Source organism: Bradyrhizobium liaoningense, from assembly GCF_018130785.1.
Taxonomy (GTDB): Bacteria; Pseudomonadota; Alphaproteobacteria; order Rhizobiales; family Xanthobacteraceae; genus Bradyrhizobium; species Bradyrhizobium liaoningense_A.
This window is the reverse complement of the sequence record NZ_JAFCJT010000004.1, coordinates 288,673-309,694: the sequence shown is the minus strand read 5'-3', so window position 1 is coordinate 309,694 and position 21,022 is coordinate 288,673. Positions and strand designations below refer to the sequence as shown.

General features: G+C 63.8%; 23 protein-coding genes and 1 tRNA gene. 15 read left to right on the top strand and 9 right to left on the bottom strand.

The window, feature by feature from the left end; all coding sequences use genetic code 11:
- Positions 1-105: 105 nt before the first annotated feature.
- Positions 106-615, top strand: a complete 510-nt coding sequence (locus JQ627_RS13815) for a hypothetical protein (RefSeq protein ID WP_212484726.1) — start codon at positions 106-108, stop codon at positions 613-615.
- Between the two features lie 115 nt (positions 616-730).
- Positions 731-1,555 carry an alpha/beta fold hydrolase gene (locus tag JQ627_RS13810; protein WP_212484725.1) on the top strand — a complete coding sequence of 275 codons (825 nt, stop codon included), beginning with the start codon at positions 731-733 and terminating at the stop codon, positions 1,553-1,555.
- A gap of 214 nt (positions 1,556-1,769) precedes the next feature.
- Here the strand turns inward: JQ627_RS13810 and JQ627_RS13805 are convergent, their stop codons facing one another.
- Positions 1,770-2,423 carry a TetR/AcrR family transcriptional regulator gene (locus JQ627_RS13805; protein WP_212484724.1) on the bottom strand — a complete coding sequence of 218 codons (654 nt, stop codon included), beginning with the start codon at positions 2,421-2,423 and terminating at the stop codon, positions 1,770-1,772.
- 90 nt (positions 2,424-2,513) lie between these two features.
- Here JQ627_RS13805 and JQ627_RS13800 point away from each other — a divergent pair, with 90 nt between their 5' ends.
- The 9 genes from JQ627_RS13800 (at position 2,514) to JQ627_RS13760 (ending at position 8,442) form a co-directional block, all read left to right on the top strand.
- Entirely contained in the window at positions 2,514-3,452 is a 939-nt protein-coding gene (locus JQ627_RS13800; RefSeq protein ID WP_212484723.1) for an SDR family oxidoreductase, read from the top strand.
- Positions 3,453-3,478: 26 nt separating this feature from the next.
- Entirely contained in the window at positions 3,479-4,138 is a 660-nt protein-coding gene (locus tag JQ627_RS13795) for an NAD(P)H-binding protein (RefSeq protein ID WP_212484722.1), read from the top strand.
- An 81-nt stretch (positions 4,139-4,219) separates the two neighbouring features.
- Positions 4,220-4,669, top strand: a complete 450-nt coding sequence (locus JQ627_RS13790; protein WP_212484721.1) for a DUF2948 family protein — start codon at positions 4,220-4,222, stop codon at positions 4,667-4,669.
- A 145-nt stretch (positions 4,670-4,814) separates the two neighbouring features.
- Positions 4,815-6,110 carry a histidinol dehydrogenase gene (gene hisD / locus JQ627_RS13785; protein ID WP_212484720.1) on the top strand — a complete coding sequence of 432 codons (1,296 nt, stop codon included), beginning with the start codon at positions 4,815-4,817 and terminating at the stop codon, positions 6,108-6,110.
- Entirely contained in the window at positions 6,107-6,604 is a 498-nt protein-coding gene (locus JQ627_RS13780) for a UPF0262 family protein (protein ID WP_212484719.1), read from the top strand. The genes hisD and JQ627_RS13780 overlap by 4 nt, the downstream gene beginning before the upstream one ends.
- A gap of 6 nt (positions 6,605-6,610) precedes the next feature.
- The gene (locus tag JQ627_RS13775) at positions 6,611-7,078 is read left to right on the top strand and encodes a low molecular weight phosphatase family protein (protein ID WP_212484718.1); all 468 of its coding nucleotides are present in this window, start codon (positions 6,611-6,613) and stop codon (positions 7,076-7,078) included.
- A gap of 145 nt (positions 7,079-7,223) precedes the next feature.
- Positions 7,224-7,853 carry a Maf-like protein gene (locus tag JQ627_RS13770; RefSeq protein ID WP_014491500.1) on the top strand — a complete coding sequence of 210 codons (630 nt, stop codon included), beginning with the start codon at positions 7,224-7,226 and terminating at the stop codon, positions 7,851-7,853.
- A 144-nt stretch (positions 7,854-7,997) separates the two neighbouring features.
- Complete coding sequence (gene yacG / locus JQ627_RS13765) at positions 7,998-8,180, top strand: DNA gyrase inhibitor YacG (RefSeq protein ID WP_212484717.1); 183 nt, start codon at positions 7,998-8,000, stop codon at positions 8,178-8,180.
- A 186-nt stretch (positions 8,181-8,366) separates the two neighbouring features.
- Positions 8,367-8,442: transfer RNA gene (locus JQ627_RS13760), tRNA-Phe, on the top strand.
- 261 nt (positions 8,443-8,703) lie between these two features.
- Here JQ627_RS13760 and JQ627_RS13755 read toward each other — a convergent pair.
- From JQ627_RS13755 to JQ627_RS13740, 4 genes are all read right to left on the bottom strand, one after another.
- Positions 8,704-9,330, bottom strand: a complete 627-nt coding sequence (locus JQ627_RS13755; protein WP_212484716.1) for a TerC family protein — start codon at positions 9,328-9,330, stop codon at positions 8,704-8,706.
- A 97-nt stretch (positions 9,331-9,427) separates the two neighbouring features.
- The gene (locus JQ627_RS13750) at positions 9,428-9,793 is read right to left on the bottom strand and encodes a hypothetical protein (protein WP_212484715.1); all 366 of its coding nucleotides are present in this window, start codon (positions 9,791-9,793) and stop codon (positions 9,428-9,430) included.
- Between the two features lie 1,084 nt (positions 9,794-10,877).
- Complete coding sequence (locus JQ627_RS13745) at positions 10,878-11,261, bottom strand: SHOCT domain-containing protein (RefSeq protein ID WP_212484714.1); 384 nt, start codon at positions 11,259-11,261, stop codon at positions 10,878-10,880.
- A 406-nt stretch (positions 11,262-11,667) separates the two neighbouring features.
- Positions 11,668-11,895: a DUF3551 domain-containing protein gene (locus JQ627_RS13740; protein ID WP_084795314.1), complete on the bottom strand. Its 228-nt coding sequence runs from the start codon at positions 11,893-11,895 to the stop codon at positions 11,668-11,670.
- Positions 11,896-12,361: 466 nt separating this feature from the next.
- Here JQ627_RS13740 and JQ627_RS13735 point away from each other — a divergent pair, with 466 nt between their 5' ends.
- Positions 12,362-12,508 carry a hypothetical protein gene (locus JQ627_RS13735; protein ID WP_212484713.1) on the top strand — a complete coding sequence of 49 codons (147 nt, stop codon included), beginning with the start codon at positions 12,362-12,364 and terminating at the stop codon, positions 12,506-12,508.
- A 546-nt stretch (positions 12,509-13,054) separates the two neighbouring features.
- Here the strand turns inward: JQ627_RS13735 and JQ627_RS13730 are convergent.
- Positions 13,055-15,175 (bottom strand): ATP-binding protein, encoded by a 2,121-nt coding sequence (locus JQ627_RS13730; RefSeq protein ID WP_212484712.1) that lies wholly within the window; start codon positions 15,173-15,175, stop codon positions 13,055-13,057.
- 134 nt (positions 15,176-15,309) lie between these two features.
- On the opposite strand from JQ627_RS13730, the gene JQ627_RS13725 reads away from it, so the two are divergent.
- From JQ627_RS13725 to JQ627_RS13715, 3 genes are read left to right on the top strand one after another with little or no spacing between them, the layout of a single operon-like run.
- Positions 15,310-16,002: an FABP family protein gene (locus tag JQ627_RS13725; RefSeq protein WP_212484711.1), complete on the top strand. Its 693-nt coding sequence runs from the start codon at positions 15,310-15,312 to the stop codon at positions 16,000-16,002.
- A gap of 19 nt (positions 16,003-16,021) precedes the next feature.
- Positions 16,022-16,729: a dihydrofolate reductase family protein gene (locus JQ627_RS13720; protein WP_212484710.1), complete on the top strand. Its 708-nt coding sequence runs from the start codon at positions 16,022-16,024 to the stop codon at positions 16,727-16,729.
- 9 nt (positions 16,730-16,738) lie between these two features.
- The gene (locus JQ627_RS13715; protein ID WP_212484709.1) at positions 16,739-18,007 is read left to right on the top strand and encodes an NAD(P)/FAD-dependent oxidoreductase; all 1,269 of its coding nucleotides are present in this window, start codon (positions 16,739-16,741) and stop codon (positions 18,005-18,007) included.
- Between the two features lie 33 nt (positions 18,008-18,040).
- Here JQ627_RS13715 and JQ627_RS13710 read toward each other — a convergent pair whose 3' ends face one another.
- The 3 genes from JQ627_RS13710 to JQ627_RS13700 form a co-directional block, all read right to left on the bottom strand.
- On the bottom strand, positions 18,041-18,361 hold the full coding sequence (locus tag JQ627_RS13710) for a hypothetical protein (RefSeq protein WP_212484708.1): 321 nt from the start codon (positions 18,359-18,361) through the stop codon (positions 18,041-18,043).
- A gap of 127 nt (positions 18,362-18,488) precedes the next feature.
- Positions 18,489-19,064 (bottom strand): cysteine hydrolase family protein, encoded by a 576-nt coding sequence (locus JQ627_RS13705; RefSeq protein WP_212484707.1) that lies wholly within the window; start codon positions 19,062-19,064, stop codon positions 18,489-18,491.
- Positions 19,065-19,160: 96 nt separating this feature from the next.
- Positions 19,161-21,017 (bottom strand): sensor histidine kinase, encoded by a 1,857-nt coding sequence (locus tag JQ627_RS13700; protein WP_212484706.1) that lies wholly within the window; start codon positions 21,015-21,017, stop codon positions 19,161-19,163.
- Between the last annotated feature and the right edge of the window lie 5 nt (positions 21,018-21,022).

Below are 21,022 nucleotides of genomic sequence, written 5' to 3'. Positions count from 1 at the left end.
ACGGCGCATGGCTCCGCACGAGCCTGTGACATCGCGTATGTAGCCATCCGATGAGGACCGTAATATCAATCGCCTGATCTCAATGCAGAGAGTAGGAGAGATGCCGTGGTTCTTGGGTTGAGCCTGCCCGCCTTCACGTTGGTCCATGTCATCATCAGCCTGATCGGCATCGTCGCCGGCCTGGTCGTCATGTTCGGCCTGCTCGGGTCGAAGCCGATGCCGGGCCTCACCGCGATCTTCCTGCTGTTCACGATCCTCACCAGCGTCACCGGCTTCCTGTTTCCGTTCAAGGAGCTGCTGCCCTCGCATATCATCGGCATCATCTCGCTGGTGCTGCTCGCGATCGCCTGCCTCGCGCTGTACGGCATGAAGCTCAAAGGTGTGTGGCGTCCGGTCTATATCGTGACCGCGATGATCTCGCTCTATTTCAACTGTTTCGTGCTGGTTATCCAGTCGTTCCTGAAGGTGCCGGCGCTCGCCGCGCTCGCGCCCGCCGTGCCGCCGAATCCGCCGGGAGGCCCCGTCTTCGCCGTGGTGCAGGGCATCGTGCTGGTGTTTTTCGTGGTGCTGACCATCGGCGCCTGGCGCCGCTACAAGCCGATGACGTTTGCCTGATTGCACGTTCGCGGTCGGTGCGCGGCATCGACCTCGTGATATCGCCCGACCATCTCCGGATTGCCGGCTCGCGTTTTTGCGAGCCCCGGATTGATTCTCACTGAAGGAGCCATTCATGCCCACCATCACCACCAAAGACGGCGTCGAGATCTTTTTCAAGGATTGGGGCGCGGGTCAGCCGATCGTGTTCAGCCATGGCTGGCCGCTGTCGGCCGACGACTGGGACGCGCAGATGCTGTTCTTCGTCGCGCACGGCTACCGCGTCATCGCCCATGACCGCCGCGGCCACGGCCGCTCGTCGCAGGTCGCCGACGGCCACGACATGGATCACTATGCCGATGATCTCGCGGCGGTGACCGCGCATCTCGACCTCGGGAACGCCATCCATGTCGGCCACTCCACCGGCGGCGGCGAGGTCGTGCATTACATCGCGCGTCACGGTGAGAGCCGGGTGGCGAAGGCTGCGATCCTCTCGGCGGTGCCGCCGCTGATGGTGCAGACGGCGGCCAATCCGGGCGGCCTGCCGAAGAGCGTGTTCGACGGCCTCCAGGCGCAACTCGCCGCCAGCCGCACGCAGTTCTACCGCGATCTCCCGGCCGGTCCGTTCTACGGCTACAACCGCCCCGGCGCGAAACCGTCGGAAGCGGTGATCCAGAACTGGTGGCGGCAGGGCATGATGGGCGGCGCTAAGGCGCATTACGACGGCATCGTCGCGTTCTCGCAGACCGATTTCACCGAGGACCTCAAGAAGATCACCGTGCCCGTGCTGGTGATGCACGGCGACGACGACCAGATCGTGCCTTACGCCGATTCCGCGCCGCTGTCGGCCAAGCTGCTGAAGAACGGCACGCTGAAGACCTACAAGGGTTTTCCGCACGGCATGCCGACCACGCACGCCGAGACGATCAACGCCGACCTGCTGGCGTTCTTCAAGGCGTGAGAGACTCTTACCCTCCCCCTCCAGGGGCCTGGAGGGGGAGGGTCGATCGCGCGCAGCGCGAGCGGGGTGGGGTGATCTCTCCCCTCGGGCGGAACGTAGGGTGGGCAAAGGCGCACTTGCGCCGTGCCCACCATCTCTCCCTATCGCAAAAAATGCGTGGGCACGCTTCGCTTTGCCCACCCTACGATATTTCTGCGAGGGAGAGGGAAGTGCGTCACTTCAAGATACCCCTGATCGCATCGAACGTGCGCTTCACGAAAACTTCCGGCTTCTCCCGCACACCTTCGCCGATCCAGCTCTCGCCGCCGACGCGCATGGCGCCGGTGGCGATCATGGCGACGAGCTGCGCTTTCAGTCTGTCCGGTTTGTTTTTCGCGCGCTGGGCGAGCCCCTCGGCCAGCGCCCGCTCGAGCTTCTCGTATTTGAGCTGGTCGCGCGCCTGAAGCGCGGGATTGTCGCGCTTGAGCCGCGACATCGCCGCCGCTTCCGCAGGGTCGATCCGCTTGATCGCCCCCGCGATCGCATTCTCGGCCGCGGTCAGCATGGACTCGTTCGCGGGCCGCGCGACGATCTCCGCGACCAGCGCGGTTGCCGCGCCCTCCTGCCAGGCGGAGACGACGTCCTCCTTGGACGCGAAATAATGGAAGAAGCTGCGGCGCGACACGTCCGCCGCGGTCGCGATGTCGTCGATGGTCGTGGCCTCGAAGCCGCGCTCCAGGAACAGCGCCATCGCCGCGCGGGTCAGCCGCTCGCGGGTCGCTTGCAATTTACGCTGGCGCAGGCCGGGGCCATCAGAGGATTTTGCTCCTGCCGACAATGGCTTGGCGCTTTTCCTGACTGATTTCGCGGCGGGCTTCGAAGCCTTCAAATTATTTCACCTCTTGCAAACTTGCACCCAGTGCACATTTAGACCGGTCGCGGGCCTTTTCCACCCCCTGATAGCGCCTGGAGACATGGCATGACCGACTGGAGCACGGCAGACATCCCCTCTCTCAGCGGCAAGACCGCCGTCGTGACCGGGGCGACGGGCGGCCTCGGCTACGAGACGGCGATGGCGCTGGCAGGCGCCGGTGCCATTGTCATACTCACCGGACGCAACGACGCAAAGGGCCTGCGGGCGATCGAGGGCATTTGCGAGCGGTTTCCCAACGCATTGATCGCCTACGAGCATCTCGATCTCGCCAGTCTTTCCTCCGTCGCCGATTTTACCAGGCGCTTTGCCGCCAGCAACGAGCAGCTCGACCTCCTGATCAACAATGCCGGCGTGATGGCGCTGCCGAAGCGGCAGCAGACGGAGGATGGTTTCGAGATGCAGCTCGGCACCAACTATCTCGGCCATTACGCGCTGACGGCACAGCTGTTGCCGCAGCTTCGCCGCGCGAAAGCGCCTCGCATCGTCAATCTGTCGAGCCTCGCGCACCGCTCCGGCGCGATCAATTTCGACGATTTGCAGAGCAAGCGTTCCTATCGTCCCTGGCGCGCCTATTGCCAGTCCAAGCTGGCGATGCTGATGTTTTCGCTGGAGTTGCAGCGCCGCAGCCTCGCCGCCGGCTGGGAGCTGATGAGCCTTGCCGCCCATCCCGGCTATGCGCGGACCGATCTCATTGCGAACGGGCCGGGCGCCAAGACCTTCCAGTCGCGTGTCAGCCGCTGGCTCCAGCCTTTCATCAGCCAGTCTGCGGCCGAAGGTGCACTGCCAACCTTGCTCGCCGCGACCTCGCCGGCCGCAGAGCCCGGCGGTTACTACGGTCCGAACTGGTTCTACGAATTGAAGGGGCCGCCCGGGCCGGCGAAGATCATGCCGCAGGCGAAGGATTTCGCCGCGGCCGCCATGCTGTGGGATGTCTCGGCGACGTTGACCGGTGTATCCTTTGACGAGATAGCGGTCGCCGCATGAGCCGCGAGCCCGTTGGGGGCGTCCCGATGCAAGTCATCATCTTTGGCGCGACCGGCATGGTCGGGCAGGGCGTATTGCGCGAATGCCTGATCGACCCCGGCATCGACCGCGTGCTCGTGGTCGGCCGCAGCCTGACCGGCGTGCGCAACGCCAAGCTCACCGAAATCTCGCACGGCGATTTCACCGACTACTCGGCGATCGAAGCGCAGCTCACGGGCTTCGATGCCTGCTTCTTCTGCCTCGGCGTCTCCTCGATCGGCATGAGCGAGGATCGCTATCGCCATCTCACCTACGATCTCACGCTCGCGGCCGCGACGACGCTCGCGAAGCTCAATCCGCAGATGACATTCGTCTACGTCACCGGCGCCGGCACCGATTCCACCGAGCAGGGATCGCGGATGTGGGCGCGGGTCAAGGGCAAGACCGAGAACGATCTCTTCAAGCTGCCGTTCAAGGCGGCCTACATGTTCCGGCCCGGCGCGATCCAGCCGCTGCACGGCATCCGCTCCAAGACCGCCTGGGTGCAGGCGGTCTACAATGTGACCGGGCCGCTCTGGTCGGTATTGCGCCGGATCTCGCCGCGGCTCGTCACCTCGACCGAGCAGATGGGCCGCGCCATGATTCGTGTCGCCCGGGAGGGGTATCCGCGCAAGGTGCTGGAGATGGAGGATATCAATAGCCTCTAGCCGGCTGGCCCGTTAGTTTCACGGAAATTTCCGCGTCCGCGCGCGTTGAGCCTTATCGGTCCCCGAGGAGAAATGCCGGCGATGTCTCCCCAGCTCAAACTGATCGCGCTCGACGCCGACGATCTCGCCGTGATCTCGACCCATGTGCAGGACGCCCGCGTCCAGGCCGCCGACATCATCTGGCGGCAAAGCGAGAAGCGGCTGGTGGTCGGGATGAGCCGGCTGGACTGGGAGCAGACTCTGGACGGCGAGGCCGAACCCCGCCGGCTGGTCGCCGCGCTCCGCTTCGACCGCGTGCTCGCCTGCAAGTCGCGCAAAATCGACCTCGGCGCGCCGGACGAGGTTCTGGACCTCGTCGGCATCGAGTTTCACCCTCAGGACGGCCGCGACGAGGAGCCCGGCGGCAGCGCCCTGCTGCTGTTCGCCCATGGCGGCGCCATCCGCCTCGACGTCGAATGTCTGGAATGCGAATTGACGGATCTGGGGGCGGACGAGCTGGGGGCGGGACTGGGCATCGAGGAGGAGGGGTGAGTTGGCCGGTATACCAGTCAAACCAGGTCGGGCCGCTGCCGGAACGGCATCTCCCGAGGGTTGACGCAGCTTTCCCGCCGCGCCATTGAGCAGGGGGGCGGGTACGCCAATCCGCCCCAAAGACCAGCCAGAAGCCAAGCCAAAAATGCCCGTTCGTCTCGACCGCAGCAGCGCCGATTTTGACCAGCGATTCGCGGCCTTCCTCGCCGCCAAGCGCGAGGTCTCGGCCGACGTCGAGGCCGCCGCGCGTGCCATCGTCGACGACGTGGCCAGGCGGGGCGATGCGGCCCTGCTCGAGGCCACCGCAAAGTTCGACCGGCTGAAGCTGGATGCGTCTGGCCTGCGCGTCACCGTCGCCGAGATCGAGACGGCCGTAAAGGCTTGCGATGCGGCGACGCTGGATGCGCTCATGCTCGCGCGCGACCGCATCGAGACCTATCACCGCCGCCAGCTTCCGAAGGACGAGCGCTTCACCGATCCGCTTGGCGTCGAGCTCGGCTGGCGCTACACCGCGATCGAATCCGCCGGCCTCTATGTGCCCGGCGGCACCGCGGCCTATCCGTCCTCGGTGCTGATGAACGCGGTACCCGCGAAGGTCGCCGGCGTCGCGCGCCTCGTAATGGTGGTGCCGTCGCCGGACGGCAAGCTCAATCCGCTGGTGCTGGCGGCAGCCCAACTCGGCGGCGTTAGCGAGATCTACCGGGTCGGCGGCGCGCAGGCCGTTGCCGCGCTCGCGCACGGCACTGCGACGATCGCGCCGGTAGCCAAGATCGTCGGGCCCGGCAATGCCTATGTCGCCGCTGCAAAACGGCTGGTGTTCGGCAAGGTCGGCATCGACATGATCGCCGGCCCCTCCGAGGTGCTGGTGATCGCCGACGACACCGGCAATGCCGACTGGATCGCCGCCGACCTTTTGGCACAGGCCGAACATGATGCCAGCGCGCAATCGATCCTGATCACGGATTCCGCGCGCCTCGCCGCGGATGTCGAAAAGGCTGTCGAGGCCCAGCTGAAGACACTGCCGCGCACCGCGATCGCCAGCGCATCCTGGGCCGATTTCGGTGCCATCATCATGGTGAAGAATCTTGCCGACGCCGTTCCGCTCGCGGATGCGATCGCGGCCGAGCATCTCGAGATCATGACTGATGATCCCGACGCGCTCGCCGGAAAGATCCGCAATGCCGGCGCGGTGTTCCTCGGCGCGCATACGCCCGAGGCGATCGGCGATTATGTCGGCGGCTCCAACCATGTGCTGCCCACGGCGCGCTCGGCGCGATTCTCCTCAGGCCTCGGGGTCGCCGACTTCATGAAGCGCACCTCGATCCTGAAATGCGGCCCGGACCAGCTGCGTGCGCTGGGACCTGCCGCGATGACGCTCGGACAAGCGGAAGGGCTGGACGCCCATTCGCGCTCGATTGGATTGCGCCTCAATCTGTCATGACCCAGCCGCCCGAACAGGACGACTCGACCAATCGCATCGTCGCGGTCACGCTCGACGAGGACTCGATCGGCCGTTCCGGGCCCGACATCGAGCACGAGCGCGCGATCGCCATCTACGACCTGATCGAGCAGAATTTGTTTGCGCCTGACGGTGCCAACGGGAAGGGGCCGTTCACGCTGCATATCGGCATCACCGGCAGCCGGCTGATGTTCGACATCCGCCGCGAGGACGGCGCGCCCGTGGTCGCGCATCTGTTGTCGCTGACGCCGTTCCGGCGGATCGTGAAGGACTATTTCATGATCTGCGACAGCTACTATCAGGCGATCCGGACGGCGACCCCGGACAAGATCGAGGCCATCGACATGGGGCGCCGCGGCATCCATGACGAGGGATCGCGCACGCTCCAGGAGCGGCTGAAGGGCAAGGTGCGGGTCGACTTCGAGACCTCGCGCCGGCTGTTCACGCTCATTACTGTTCTTCATTGGAAGGGCTAAACGCGGATGGCTGCGCCCCCACGCGCACGCGATCCGCAATCGGTGCTGTTCGCCTGTGCGATGAACAGCGTGCGCTCGCCGATGGCCGAGAGCCTACTGCGGCACATGTTTCCGCAAGGCCTCTACGTGAAATCGGCCGGCGCGAGGAAGGGCGAGCTCGATCCGTTCGCGGTCAGCGTGATGGCCGAGCTCGGCCAGGACATCTCCGTCCACAAGCCGCAGACCTTCGAGGAGCTGGAGGACTGGGAGGGGCTGAATTTCGACCTCATCATCACGCTCTCGCCCGAAGCGCACCACAAGGCGCTGGAGCTGACCCGCACGCTCGCCGCCGACGTCGAATACTGGCCGACACAGGATCCCACCACCATCGAAGGCAGCCGCGACCAGAAGCTCGCCGCCTACCGCGAGGTCTGCGACCAGCTCCTGATGCGTATCCGCAGGCGTTTTGCAAAGGTCGGCGCGGCGAGCGGGTAGCCGTAACACCCGCGTCACAGACCGAGGGCACACGCATGTTGGACGCCTCGAATCACCAAAGTCCGGGTTCCCGGGTTGTGAAATCAGCCCCCTTCCGATAGGTTCCGCGCGCAATTCACCCCCTGCTTCATCCCCCAATCACCTGATGCTCGGCCGCCCCAAATTCGTTCTTGCCTCCGGTTCGCCGCGGCGCCTGTCGCTGCTCAACCAGGCCGGCATCGAGCCGGACGCGCTCCGGCCGGCCGACGTCGATGAGACGCCGAAGCGGGGCGAGCTGCCGCGCGCCTGCGCCAACCGTCTCGCGAGGGCCAAGGCCGATGCGGCGCTGAAATCGGTGCAGCTCGACGACGAGCTGCGCGGCGCCTTCATCCTCTCGGCCGATACGGTTGTGGCGGTCGGCCGCCGCATCCTGCCCAAGGCCAACCTTGTCGATGAGGCCGCACAGTGCCTGCGGCTGCTGTCGGGCCGCAACCACCGCGTCTACACCGCGATCTGCCTGGTCACGCCGCGCGAGGCCTTCCGCCAGCGCCTGGTCGAGACCCGCGTCCGCTTCAAGCGCCTCTCCGAGGACGACATCCAGGCCTATATCGGCTCGGGCGAATGGCGCGGCAAAGCCGGCGGCTACGCCGTGCAGGGCATCGCCGGCTCCTTCGTGGTCAAGATGGTCGGCTCCTACAGCAACGTCGTCGGCCTGCCGCTGTACGAGACCACGACGCTGCTCGGCGGCGAAGGTTTTCCGACCCGCTTCGGCTGGCTCAACGCCACGGCCATCTAGCCGCCGACAAAAATCTCGAAAACAACCCCATGCACAGTAGAATGGGGCCACCGGACCCGGCCCGCGACGCCTGCGCGTCCGCCCGAGGAACCGCTTTGCCGACAGGCTCTTGAACGCCCTCATCCCGAGTAAGCCGCCGACATCATGGACGACCACGTCAAAAAGCCCGCCGGCCCGCTCAAAACCTGCCCGATCTGCGGCAAGCCGCAGGCGCAGGCCACCCGTCCGTTCTGCTCGTCGCGCTGCCGCGACGTCGACCTGAACCGCTGGCTGAAAGGCTCCTACGTCATCCCCGGTCGTGACGACGAGGCGGATGGCGAAGAATAGATAAATAATATCAATTATTTAATGGCGTGGTTGACGGGCTGCACGCCAGCCGCGGCAAGCCCGCCCCAGCTTGTGCACAGCCGGGTCGTGCCCCGCGAAGCCATCGGCGAAGCGTGGGTGGACAGGCCGCTTCCAGCCCACTATAAACCGCCCGCTCGATGGGCTTTGGCCCCTCTCTTGGAGCACGCCCAGGTAGCTCAGTTGGTAGAGCATGCGACTGAAAATCGCAGTGTCGGTGGTTCGATTCCGCCCCTGGGCACCATCTAACTCAGATAACCGCTTGAGTGTCTGAAGTTATCGCGTTTTTGGCGGTTCAGCCCAAGCCAAGACCATCGCGGGCATCAGTAGCGACCTTGTCTTCGCAGCTGCCCTCCGCTCGCTGAAGGCTCGGGGCTTGCCGTCCGTCGAACGCCGAGACGAATGGACTGCCGCTGACCGTTTGGCGGCCTGCTTGCGTTTCGCGAGTCGCTTGAGCCCCATGAACTCGCCCGACGCCTTGTTGTCCAAGCCTAAGACAGGGCCGTCATATCGACGCAACCTTGATGACATCCAACGTCCCTCGAAATATCATCTCACCCGCCACATAAAGGATGACGGCTAGGCCGACGTAAGCAATCCATCGATGAGTTTGCAGAAGGCGGGCAATGAATGATGCGGCCACGCCCATCATCGCGATGGAAAGCCCCAAGCCGAAAATCAAAACCACTGGATGCTCGCGTGCCGCCCCCGCTACGGCCAGGATATTGTCGAGCGACATGGAAGCGTCGGCCACGATAATCTGCCAACTCGCTTGGGCGAGTGTTTTGCGAGGTTTGTTTCCTGCAGCTCCAGCAACCTCCTTCGCACCTGCGGGCTCCGTGGAAGACGTATGTAATTCGCGCCACATTTTCCAACATACCCACAACAACAGGATCCCGCCAGCGAGCAGGAGCCCGACGATCTGAAGGATTTGTGTCGCCAGCCCGGCGAACAATAGGCGCAGTATCGTCGCCGCGGCGATCCCGATGAAAATCGCCTTGCCTCGTTGCGCCTGAGGAAGTCCCGCTGCGGCAAGACCGATGACGATGGCGTTGTCGCCAGCGAGAACAAGATCGATCAGAACGACCTGCAAGAGGACGCTAAGGACATCTGTATTGAAATAATCAAGCACGAGTCATGTCCCCGGTGCAGGGGAATGGACAGCTCCAAGCGAGGATCGGTTGAGCGATACCTGCCACCAAGAAACGGGGGCCTAACGTCGCCGGTTATCAGGGGCTATCGCTTGGAGCCGCGTCCGAATGTTGTCCGACCGGTTGCTCGAAAAGCAGTGCCACTTGATCTGGTTCGCCAAGAATCGCTGCGGCACAACCCAACATGGTCAATGCCCCGGCAACATCCCATAGCGTTACATTTTCGAATGTCGCATTTCCCGACTTTGCCCAAGCCAAGAGCGCAGTGATCATCGCGTCTGAGAAAAATAGAATACTGAGCGCTGGTAAGAGGAGCTGGGAATCCAGCAGGAGTATCATCAAGAATGCAGGAGCCGCGACCAGTATGCTCAACACCGCGCATGTGCATAATGCTTCCTGCCAAGGAGCATTCCTGTGTGTCCAGCTTGCACGAGAAAGGATCATTTGATCCTCCTGCATAGGAGCATTTAACGCCTCTCACCGGATGGTCCAGCTGACCGTTTTCCTACGCCTCCCCATCAATGTTTTGTCCTATGCCGCTGGCTCTCAATTAGCGTAAGAATGCCAGCGGTCACCACGGCAATAACGACGACGGCTGCCAGCGCCTCGACAGAGGCGAAGGTCCCGTACCACTTGTTCCAAAGCTCAATCATGTGCTGGCCTCTCGCGAGAGCGCACCCACGATCGATAAGATCTACTCTCTAACAGAGAACGAACTCTGCGATCAAAAAAGCAATGCTACCCATCGCCGCGCGGTTTTTGACCGCGCGGCAAGTTGACTTATGCGGCACCGATGCGGATGCCGCCTGGACGCCGTCCTATCGAGTGCGAAAGCGAGCAGGCGCTGAACCAGCGTCTTGGCGCGCTCGGCCGCCTGTGCCGCACCGGCGATTAGGCGATGCGCGCGCTCGCCGCCGATGCCGCTTGGCTTCAAAGTCGAGGTGGACAAGGACGGATGGCGGAACTCACGCTGCGGTTCCGGTCGAAAACGCGACCAAGCCCAATAATGCGCAGTAGCACTCCGTCAGGACTTCGAACCGACACCTCGATTGTTGATGTGAGAGCGATCCGGTGGGCAACCTGCAAACCGGCAAGACGAAGTCTGCCTTCTAATTCCCTTTGGGCCCGGGCGGTCCGATCGGGCCTGCAGGTCCGGCCGGCCCTGGAGGACCCGCTGGTCCTTGGAGACCGCAATTCTGTATCACCACGTCTCTCGTATCTGGTCCGGACGTGATCTTTACGATGCAAGTCGATGGAAACTCCGGTCCAATCCACCGAAATCCTCCGGTCGAAGTGCTCTCGACTTTCACGGTTTTGCTCGGACTGATCTTCATTTCCACGCTGGCCTCGCGGGGCCGTCTTACTCTTCCGACGATGACCAACTCGCCCCGCGATATGGTGGCTGTTGTTATGAATATTTCCGCATGCGCGCTTTCAGTCCACGCAATTGCAAAGCCAGCAATAAGAGCTCCAACGGTGCCAAAAGGCTTTGCGAACATCATGGGCCTCCCGCTTCCCTCACCGATGGTTAGGAGACCAGCTTGGTGCGAAGGCGCCCGTACTCGGCGTCCGTTATGGATCCCGATTTTTTGAGCTGATCGAGCTTGGAAATCTCGTCTGCGAGACTAAAGCCGACGATGTGCCGTAATTCCTCGCGCGCCCGCTGAGCCTGCTCAGCGCTGCGTTCCGCCATTCCCCTGCCTTGGGTGATGAGGTAAGCAAAGATGCCGAGGTAGGAGGTCAGAACAAGTGCAAGCACCCACAGCGCCTTACCCCATCCGGAAATGTCGTGGCGCCTGAACAGGTCGCCATAGATGACAATGAGCAGCCAGAACCAAACGACAAATGCGAATACAGCAATTATATCCATCAGAAAATTTCGATATGTGAATCCTTCCTGAGCGAAGAACATTGCGATCTCCTTATTGAGTTGCCGTTCTCGATCTTTTCTGTGGGCCAGTCGCACGGCCCGCTACGCGAAGGCTCAACGGCAGTACCGATGCGACACGCGATGCGACCTTCCGCTGGTCGAGCGGTACCAGCAGTTGCCGTTCCTCCAATAATATCGATGCCAATGGTGATGTCGCCGGTGGGCGCCCGCGATGGCTCCGGCCGTCGCCCCTATGGCAGCGCCGCGGCGACCACCAACAGCACCACCGATGACGGCACCTCGCAGCGCACTCTGAGCAAATGATTCGCTGGAAGGGACCATTCCTGCGAACGAGAGCAGGATGACGAACAGTGCAAGCTTTCGCATCGGGGGCCTTCCTTGATTGACCGCTTCTGCCATGCCGTGCCGCCAAATCGCCGAGCGGCGCTTAGCGCCGCCGCGGAGCGGCATAGCGCGGGTTGATGCCGCAATATGCGTTCGTGCCAGAAGCAGCAGCCAGGCATTGCGAGCGGGTGGCGAACTGACAATTGCCCGGAAAGCCCCAATTGCGACCTCGCAGGCAGTATCGATCCGCCTCGGCAGCTCGAACTGGCTCCAAAAAAGCAAGGAACACAGCGGCAGTGAGTAACGTCAGCATCGGAGCGACACGATGCATATCGATCTCCGTGGATGGATGGAGGTGAATATACTGGCGGCGCTAGGGGAATACCGCCAGTAAAAACCCTTGCCAGACGCTGGGGCGTTTATTGATGCTACCTGGCGCGAAAACTGCTCATGCTATTCAGGCTCGGAACCGCTTGTAGGTAAACGTAACAATTGCCATTGCGTGGCCTCGAATGCGGACCGCTGGCCGGATGACGTACGGCTTTCGGATATCGAGCCCCGTTTCATCTGCGCCGCCTGCGGCAGGCGGGCGCCGATGTCGAGCCAGATTTTGAGCAAGGCAAGCCGCCGGCTCACCTGTTGGGATACAAAACACGCAATGACCAGGGGCTGAGGCGGCCTTTCGAGGAGCCAATCGAGGTCGACGGCCGCAAGCTCGCGACGCCGCTAAACGCCGGCGAATACATCGCCGCGCTGCCGAAGAAAAAGCACGATGTGCGCAAATGGAAGAGGGATCAATGACCGTCTTCGTTTACGCCAAGATCGCCAAGCAGGTCGGCGATAAGGACCACATCAAGGTGTTCGCCAGCCAGGATGCCGCGGAAGCATGGTTCGTAGAGAACGATCCTGAGGGAGTGGCGTTCGGATACGAGGTTTTCGAATGAACCGGATCGGCCGCAGGACTATCTACGCCATGTTAGCAATCGTTGTGCTGCTGATCGACTGGTAGATTCTCACCGCTTTGAAGGAGTGAGGCGTCGTCGCGCAAGGCCAATGAACCTTGCATACTTGTAACGAGGCGGACACCGAAGCGCCTTCTGGGTGGCCAAATGCTGGCGGAATGTGAGGGCTTATAAAAGCCGACCCTGGCCCACGGAATTTACTCCGATGTTATTTCAAGCGGCGATTATTTGCCTGATCGTACTCAGCATTGGCGTTCTCGTCGCCCATGCGGTTGACGCTCTCAGAACGTAGCGAGCCCGCCAGCGTGAACCGGCGGGCCTCCACCTCGGTCTTCTCAGTTCACGCCCAGAGTCTGGCGTTGAAGTAGATGCGGCCGGGGTTGAGGAGGTTCGTCCGCTGGGCAGCCTCCTCCGATCGGACTGGGGTACAGTCGCCCGCGCATCAATAATCACGGCGTGATCGCCGATACACATCATCGCACCGGCATGTCGCTTTCGCTCATGCGAGCTGCTCGCCGCTTGCGTCGGCTACCGCCCCGCCTTCGCCAAGCCCGCCAGGCTCGCCGCCAGCTCATCGCTTCGGAACGGCTTCGTCAGCCGCGACAGGTCCGGCGTGATGCCTTCGTTGTTGGCGTAGCCCGATACGACGAGGATCTGCAGCTCGGGATATTGATTGCGCAGCGCAAGGCCGAGATCCGTTCCGCTCATGCCGGGCATCAAATGGTCGGTGACGAGCAGGTTCGGCCGCAGGCCTTCCCTGACGCGTTGAAGCGCATCTTCCGCCGAGCCGGCTTCGACGACGCTGTAGCCGAGCTCGTCCAGCATCTCGGCGGTGCTCATGCGCACCAGCGGTTCGTCATCCACCAGCAGAGCCGTGCCGGCGGGCGGTGGTCGCAGCTTCGGTTGCGGGACGGCATCAATCGCACCCGCGACGGCGTGGCTGACCGGCAGCCACAGCTCGACCGTCGTCCCCGCTCCCACGGCGCTCCTGATCGTGAGCGCGCCGCCGAGCTGTGACGCAAGGCCGTGGACCATTGAGAGGCCGAGACCGGTGCCTTGCCCGACACCCTTGGTCGAGAAGAACGGTTCGACGGCGTGGGCCAGCGTGGATTCGTCCATACCGATGCCCGTGTCGGCGACGGAGATACAGACATAGGTGCCCGGTGCCAACTCCGGATTGCGAGAGTCTCCAACCGTCCGGGTCTTCGCCGAGATGCGCAACTTGCCACCGTCGGGCATGGCATCCCTGGCGTTCACGCTGAGGTTCAGGATCGCCATCTCGATCTGGTTGGGATCGGCCATGGCCGCGGGAAGGTCTTCCGGCGTGTCCACCGTCACCTGGATTTGCGGTCCGGTCGTGCTGGAGATCAGGTCTCCCATCTCGGCAACGAGGAGACCGATGTTGACGGGAATGGCCTGAAGCGGTTGCCGGCGCGCAAAAGCGAGCAGGCGCTGAACCAGCGTCTTGGCGCGCTCGGCCGCCTGCGCTGCGCCGGTAATGAGGCGACGCTCGCGCTCGCCGCCGATGCCCTTGCGCTGAAACATGTCGAGCAGGCCGACGATCGGCGTGAGCAGATTGTTGAAATCGTGCGCGACGCCGCCCGTGAGCTGGCCCATGGCCTCCATCTTCTGGGCCTGGCGGAGCGCTTCCTCGGCCTGCGCGAGCCGCGCCTGCTCCTCCAGGCGATCCGTCACGTCGATCCCCGTCAGGAACGCGCCGATCCGCGTGCCATCAGGAGCGCGCAGCACCTCGAACTTCAACTCGTAGACGCGGCGGTCGAACCGGGGATCGCCGAACTCCTCGATGTTGGTGAAGGCTTCGCCGGCCAGCGCCCGGCTCCAGATCGCGGTTGCCGCAGCGAGATGCCCGGGTCGGTCGGCCAGGAATTCGTGCAGGGAATCGCCGACCTTCGGGCGCTTGCCGTAGATGCGCTGATAGGCATCGGCGCAGGATGTGTTGATGGCAAGCCAGCGATAATCGAGATCGAGCGCCTGGATCTGTCCGTCGGTGGTTTCCACGATCGTCGCCAGCAAATGACGCTCGGCGGTCCGTTCGGCCACGCGCTGCTCGAGGGTCGTGGTCAGCTCTCTGTATCGCGCTTCGCTCGCCCGCAGCCGCGTCTCGCCCAGCACGCGCTCCGTCGTCTCGGACACGATGCAGAGCACGCCGCCGACCGAGCCGTCATCGTCCCGCACCGCTGAGTAAGAGACGTCCCAGTAGCTGGTTTCGCCGTAGCCATGACGCTCGACGTAGAACGGACGATCCTTGGCGGCGAATGTCTTTCGGGTTCGGCGCACGCCGGATAGCAGCGGTTCGAGATCGTCCCACAGTTCTCCCCAGTTCTCGATCGCCGGGCGACCGAGAGCGCGGGGGTGATTGGCGCCGATGCCCGGGGCGTAGGCGTCATTGTAGAGCGCGACGAAATCGGGCCCCCAGAACAGGACGATCTGGGCCTGCGCGGCCAGCAGCATGCCGACCGTCGCTTTCAGCGCCTGAGACCAATCGCGGGGATGACCGAGCGGTGAATCCGACCAGTCGCGGGCGCTCATCATCGCGCCCAGCTCGCCTCCGTCAGCGAGGAAGCCCAGATCAGTTGACTGCCGAGCAGCTTTCTCAGACAGCACCGGATCCCCCGCTACACGTGACATGGGCGGCCTTGCCCATTCGAGCCGGCGGCTCGTACTCAAGCGCAGATAACACCCGGCGCGCGCTCTGGTTCCATTCCAGTCGATTCCCGCCGCCCTTGTGCTATTGCTGTTCCCCGCAACGACGCGAGGCCCCCATGCTCCCCATTCCAGCCGACATCTTCACCGAGCCCGAGGACGTCTCGCCCGACGGCCTTGCCAATCTCGGTCCGCTCCGCCGTCTCGCGGGCATTTGGCAGGCCGACAAGGGCATCGATATCAATCCGAAGGCGGAGGGGCCGGAGCGGCGGACCTTCATCGAGCACATCCGCATGGACCCGATCGATCCGCAGGCCAACGGGCCGCAGCTGCTTTACGGGCTGCGCTATCACATCCACATCAACACGCCCGAGGAAGACATCACCTTCCACGACCAGGTCGGCTACTGGCTCTGGGAGCCCGCGACCGGGCTGATCATGCAGACGCTCGCGATCCCGCGCGGACAGGTGCTGCTCGCCTCGGGCAAGGCCGGGCCCGATGACAAGGCGATCTCCGTCACAGCGAAGCGCGGCGATACCGCTTACGGAATCTGCTCGACCGATTTCCTGGAACAGGCTTTCCGTACCGACTCTTATCGCTGCGACATCACCTTCAACGATGACGGAAGCTGGACCTATCTGATCCAGACCGAGTTGTTCGTGCGCGGCGCGCCGTTCAACCATCACGACAGCAACACGCTCAAGCTGGTCGCACCGCCCAAGCTCAATCCACTGGCGGTGATCGTGAACGATCGCGCCAAGAATGATCGCGATAAGAATGATCGCGATAAGGGCGGCGGGCAGCCAGCGTGAAAAGTCCGGAGAAATTTACATGAAGCCTTACGTCATTTGTCTGATGCACGCGAGCCTGGACGGCCGCACGCATTCCAGCCGCTGGCGTCCGAAGGGGGCGGGCACAGACTGGTTCGAGAAGATCCATGACGAACTGGGCGGAGACGCCTGGGTGATCGGCCGCGTCACCGGCTCGGAGTTCGCCAAGGGCAAGCCTTATCCCACGACGACCGAGACATTCCCGCGCGAAAACTGGCTCGCGCGGCGCGATGCGAAGACCTACGGCGTCGTGCTCGACGCGCACGGCAAGATCGGCTGGGGCCGCTCCGACATAGGCGGCGATCCGATCGTGGTGGTGCTGACCGAGAGCGTCCCGGATTCGCATCTGGCCGGGCTCCGCGGCGAGGGTGTGTCCTACATCTTCGCCGGCAGGTCCGAGATCGATCTCGCGCTGACGCTTGATAGCCTCAATCGCGAGCTCGGCGTGAAGCGCCTGCTGGTGGAAGGCGGCGGCGTCGCCAATGGCGCATTCCTGCGCGCCGGCCTCATCGACGAATTCAACCTGATCCTCAGCCCTGCGATCGATGGCGCCAGGGGCGCACCCTTCGTGTTCGATTCCACGGACGCGGACAGCGACAAGCGCGCGCCGCTCGCCGCGATGACGCTGGAGAGTACGCGCGACCTCGGTGGCGGCGTGTTGCTGCTGCGGTATCTGATCAAGAACGACCCGCAAGCGATGCCCAAGTAAGGCATCGGCATGGGACAACCGGAGCACATCGTCATCGTCGGCGCCGGCGCGGCCGGGTTGATGGCGGCGCGCGAGCTGGCACGTGCGGGCAGGACGGTCACGATCCTGGAGGCGCGCGAGCGTTGCGGCGGGCGGATCCATCCGCTGCCGGCGTCGGAGTTCGGCTACCCCGCCGACGGCGGCGCCGAATTCGTCCATGGCGAGGCGCCGGTCACGCGCAAGCTTGTGTGCGAGGCGGGACTGTCGCTGCAGAAGATCGAAGGCACCCAGTGGAGCTTTGACGGCACGGGGCTCTCGCACGAAGACCGTCACGATCCGCACGAGGCAGAGCTTCACGCGGCGCTGGGGGCGTTGAAGGATGATCTCACGGTTGCCGATTTCCTCCGCAGTTATTTCGCCGAGCCCGAGTATGTTCAGCTGCGCCATTCGATCGAACGCATGGTCGAGGGCTATGACGCCGCCGACCCCGAGCGCGCCTCGACGCTGGCGCTGCGCGAGGAATGGATGGACGGCGGGCATCACACCCAGGCGCGCATCGTCGGCGGCTATGGCGCGCTGATCGATTTTCTGGCGGGTGAGTGCCGCAGGCTTGGCGTGACGTTTCGCTTCGGCTGCGCGGTGTCGGCGATCGAGGAGACGGGCGGCGCGCTGGCCGTCCGCTGTGCCGGCGGCAACGTGCATGGCTGCGATCGCGCGATCCTCACCGTTCCGTTGCCGTTGCTGCGCGAGATCGCGCTGCCAGAGCCCGCACGCGCGAAGGCTGCGGCAGCTGACGATATCGGCTTTGGCAGCGTGATAAAAATCCTGCTGCGGTTCGCGCGGCCGTGGTGGCGCGAGCGAACCGAAGATCTCGCGGATATGACCTTCCTGCTGTCGGACCAGTCGATCCCGGTGTGGTGGACGCGGCATCCGGACCAGCATCCCGTGCTCACCGGCTGGTTCGGCGGGCCGCGGACGGCCGAACTGGCGAAGCTCGATCGGCAAGGGCTGATCGATGCCGGGGTCGATTCGCTTGCGGCCGTCTTCGGCGTGTCGCGGGACGACATCGCGCGCGATCTCGTGGCGGCTGCGGCGACAAACTGGCTGCACGATCCCTTCGCCCGCGGCGCCTATTCATGGGCGACGCCGCGGACGCGCGAGGCCCAGGCGATTCTCGCGCGCGCCGACCGCCCGGTGCTGTTCTCCGGTGAAGCGCTCTATCGCGGCCGCGACATGGGGACGGTCGAGGCGGCGCTGGCGAGCGGGCTGGAGACGGCGGAGATGATCTTGCGGGGATGAAAAAAAGGCCCGCACATTGGCGGGCCTTATCTCTTACCAGCGGCCGCCGCCGAAGCTGAACGTCACGCCGGGACCTCCGCCGCCATAGTAGCCGTACGGTCCGCCGCCGTAATAGCCGTGGTGCCGCGGGTAGTAGCCATAGCTCCGGTAGTGCGGGCGATAGTAGCCGTGGTTGTGATGACGCCAGTGGTGATGGCGATGGCCGTGGTGGTGGTGCCTGTGCTGCGCGCTGATGTCGGTCGACTGGCCGGCTTGCGCGTTCTGCTTCGCGCTGGCCTTGCCTGCCGCGTTGGCCGTGGATCCACCGGCGAGCGCCGCAGCACCGACAGCCATCGCGACAAAGAGATACTTCATGTCATCACTCCAGTTGAGAAATCGTGTGACAACAGATGGGAGTCCGGTACGTTCCGAAAAGTGCGGGCGTCGAAACGACGCAGATCAGTTCCGATCAACGCGTGTGAATGAGCCGATGTCGCGCGGTCTATTGTCGCATCGCTTCGAGTGAAGCGACCACGTCATCGGCGGTGACGATGCGCGCGAATTCGCCGTTGAGGTTCGACAGCGTCATCGCATGAATTTCCTCGGCGGAATGCTTGTCGCCGTCGGGCCCGATGCGGTCGAACGTCCAGCTCGCATCGCGCACAAGCCATGCGTCGAAGCCTAGATTGCCGGCCATCCGCGTCGTCGTTTCGACACAATGATTGGTCGTCGCGCCGCAGATCACGAGCGTCGTGATGTTGCCCGCGCGCAGGCGCTGCTCGAGATCGGTGCCGATAAAGGCGCTGTTGACGCGCTTGACGATGACCGGTTCGCCCGGCTGCTCGCGCGCTTCGTCCTTGACGGCGTAGCCGGAGCGCGACGGCAGGAATGTCGAATTCGGCTTGGTGCCTTCGTGGCGGATGTGGAAGATCGGCGCGCCGCGCGTCCGGAACGCCGCGAGGAGATCGGCGATGCGCGCCACCGCATCCGGATTGTTGCGCCGCTTGCCCGCGGCCTCCCATTCGTCGAACGCGCGCTGAACGTCGACGACGACGAGGGCGGGGAGGGGGCTGGGCATGATCGGATCTTTCGGTGAGCGTGTTGAGCCGAATATGCGAGGCAGGGAGGAAAGCACGCAATGTCAATCTTCCCTCGTTTCGCGACGCGATCGCAGCTATCGCGGCGATACCAGCGGCAGGCTGATGTGAAAGACGGCGCCCCCTGACGGCGCGTTTTCGGCCCAGATCCGCCCGCCATGCGCCTCGATGATGGTGCGCGCGATCGAGAGGCCTATGCCCATGCCCTGCGTCTTGGTCGTGAAGAACGGCTCGAAGATCTCGGTTACGTTCTCCGCAAGAATGCCGTCGCCCGCATCGGCGATGGAGACGAGGGCCTGATTCCCGTCGGCGAAACCGGTTCGACCGACGACGCGGCGTCGACCGTCCGGAAGATGGGCCACCGCATCCATGCCGTTCACGACAAGGTTCAGGATGGCTTGCTGCAATTGTACCTTGTCGCCTTTCACGCGAATGTCCGCGGACGACGGCTCCGTCGCGAGCCCGACGTCGTGGGTCAGCGCCTGCACGGAGAGAAATCGGAATACCTCGCCGACCGTCGCATTGAGGTCGAGCTCGCGCCGTTCGGTCGGGTGTCGCTTCAGAAACGAGCGCAGCCGGTCGATGACCTGGGCTGCCCGCTGATCGTCGCAGCGGATGTGGTCCAATATGTTCCTGAGCTCGCCGAGGTCAGGGGTCGGATTCTGCAACACCAGCTGGGCCGACTCGGCATTGATCAGAATCGCGGCGAGTGGCTGGCTCAGTTCGTGTGCAATCGAGGCGGACATCTCTCCCGCGGTCGCGCGGCGGTTCATGTGGGCGAGCTCCGACATGCGCTGACGTGCCTCGACCTCGGCCAGGGATCGCAGCCTTCGCTCGCGCAGCAGGATGGTGATCAACAGCGCCTGCACGAGCACCACGCTCGCGAGGGTCATCAACTGCCAGCGATACTGCTCCCAGAAGCTCTGTTCGCGGAAACGCACCTCGCTGCCCTGCGGCAGGTTGGCTTCGTCCACGTTCCAGTGTTTCAACTGCCGCCAGTCGAAGATCGGCTTCACGTTGTCCCCGCCGGTGGGCGTGATGCTCGACGGCGCTTCGCCATCGAGAATCCGCATCGCCACCTCGCCGGCTTCCCGTCCGATGATATCGGGCAGCAGCAGGAAGCCGCCCACTCCCGACTGCCCGAGGAATGTATCTGATGTGATGATGATTGGGCGGTTCGCGCTCTCTGCGACGCGTGCGAGGGCCGAGGCGGGGGAATAATACGTGCCTTCGCCGTCGGAATACATTGCCGAGGTCAGGATCGCAGAGCGGGCGGGCAGGGTGGCGACCTGCTTGCGGACTTCGCGCAGCACAGCGTCGGACAGATCGATGACCTCGAGACCGGGCATCGCTGCCGCGAAATCCTGCTTCCAGTGTCCGTACACCAGCGGATTCTTCCAGGCGTCGCCCACCAGGACGACACGGGTCAGGTCGGGAACGATTGCGCGCGCTGCAGTGAGGAGATGGGTCGGCTTCACTCTGGCGAAGACGGCCGTCGTGTCGGGCAGGAACAGCGCGCGCGTTTCGGGGAGATCGGGCACGAAGCCGTAGACGACAGGCGCGGCGGGCCAGATCTCCTGCTTCCGCGTCTGAAGGAATTTCGCCGATGTGACGCCGATCGAGACGATGACGTCGATCGGCCGCTGTGCATATTTGGTTTTGAGGTGACCGACGAGACTCTCTTCGTAGTGTGGTCCCGGGAAGCGGGCGAGATCAAGGCTCTCGCCGTAGATCACCGTATGGCTTCTGCCGTTCTGCTTTGCTGCGGCGCGGATACCGGCAAAGATCTCCGAATAAAAAGGCGAACGAAAATCGGCTTCCTCGAGAACCAGGATCGAACGCTGCCGCGGGCCGTCGGCTGCGATGCATTCACGCGACAGGCTGGCGAACAGACAGATGATCAGGATGCGCGCCAGCTCGGTGATGATGCGCATTGCTG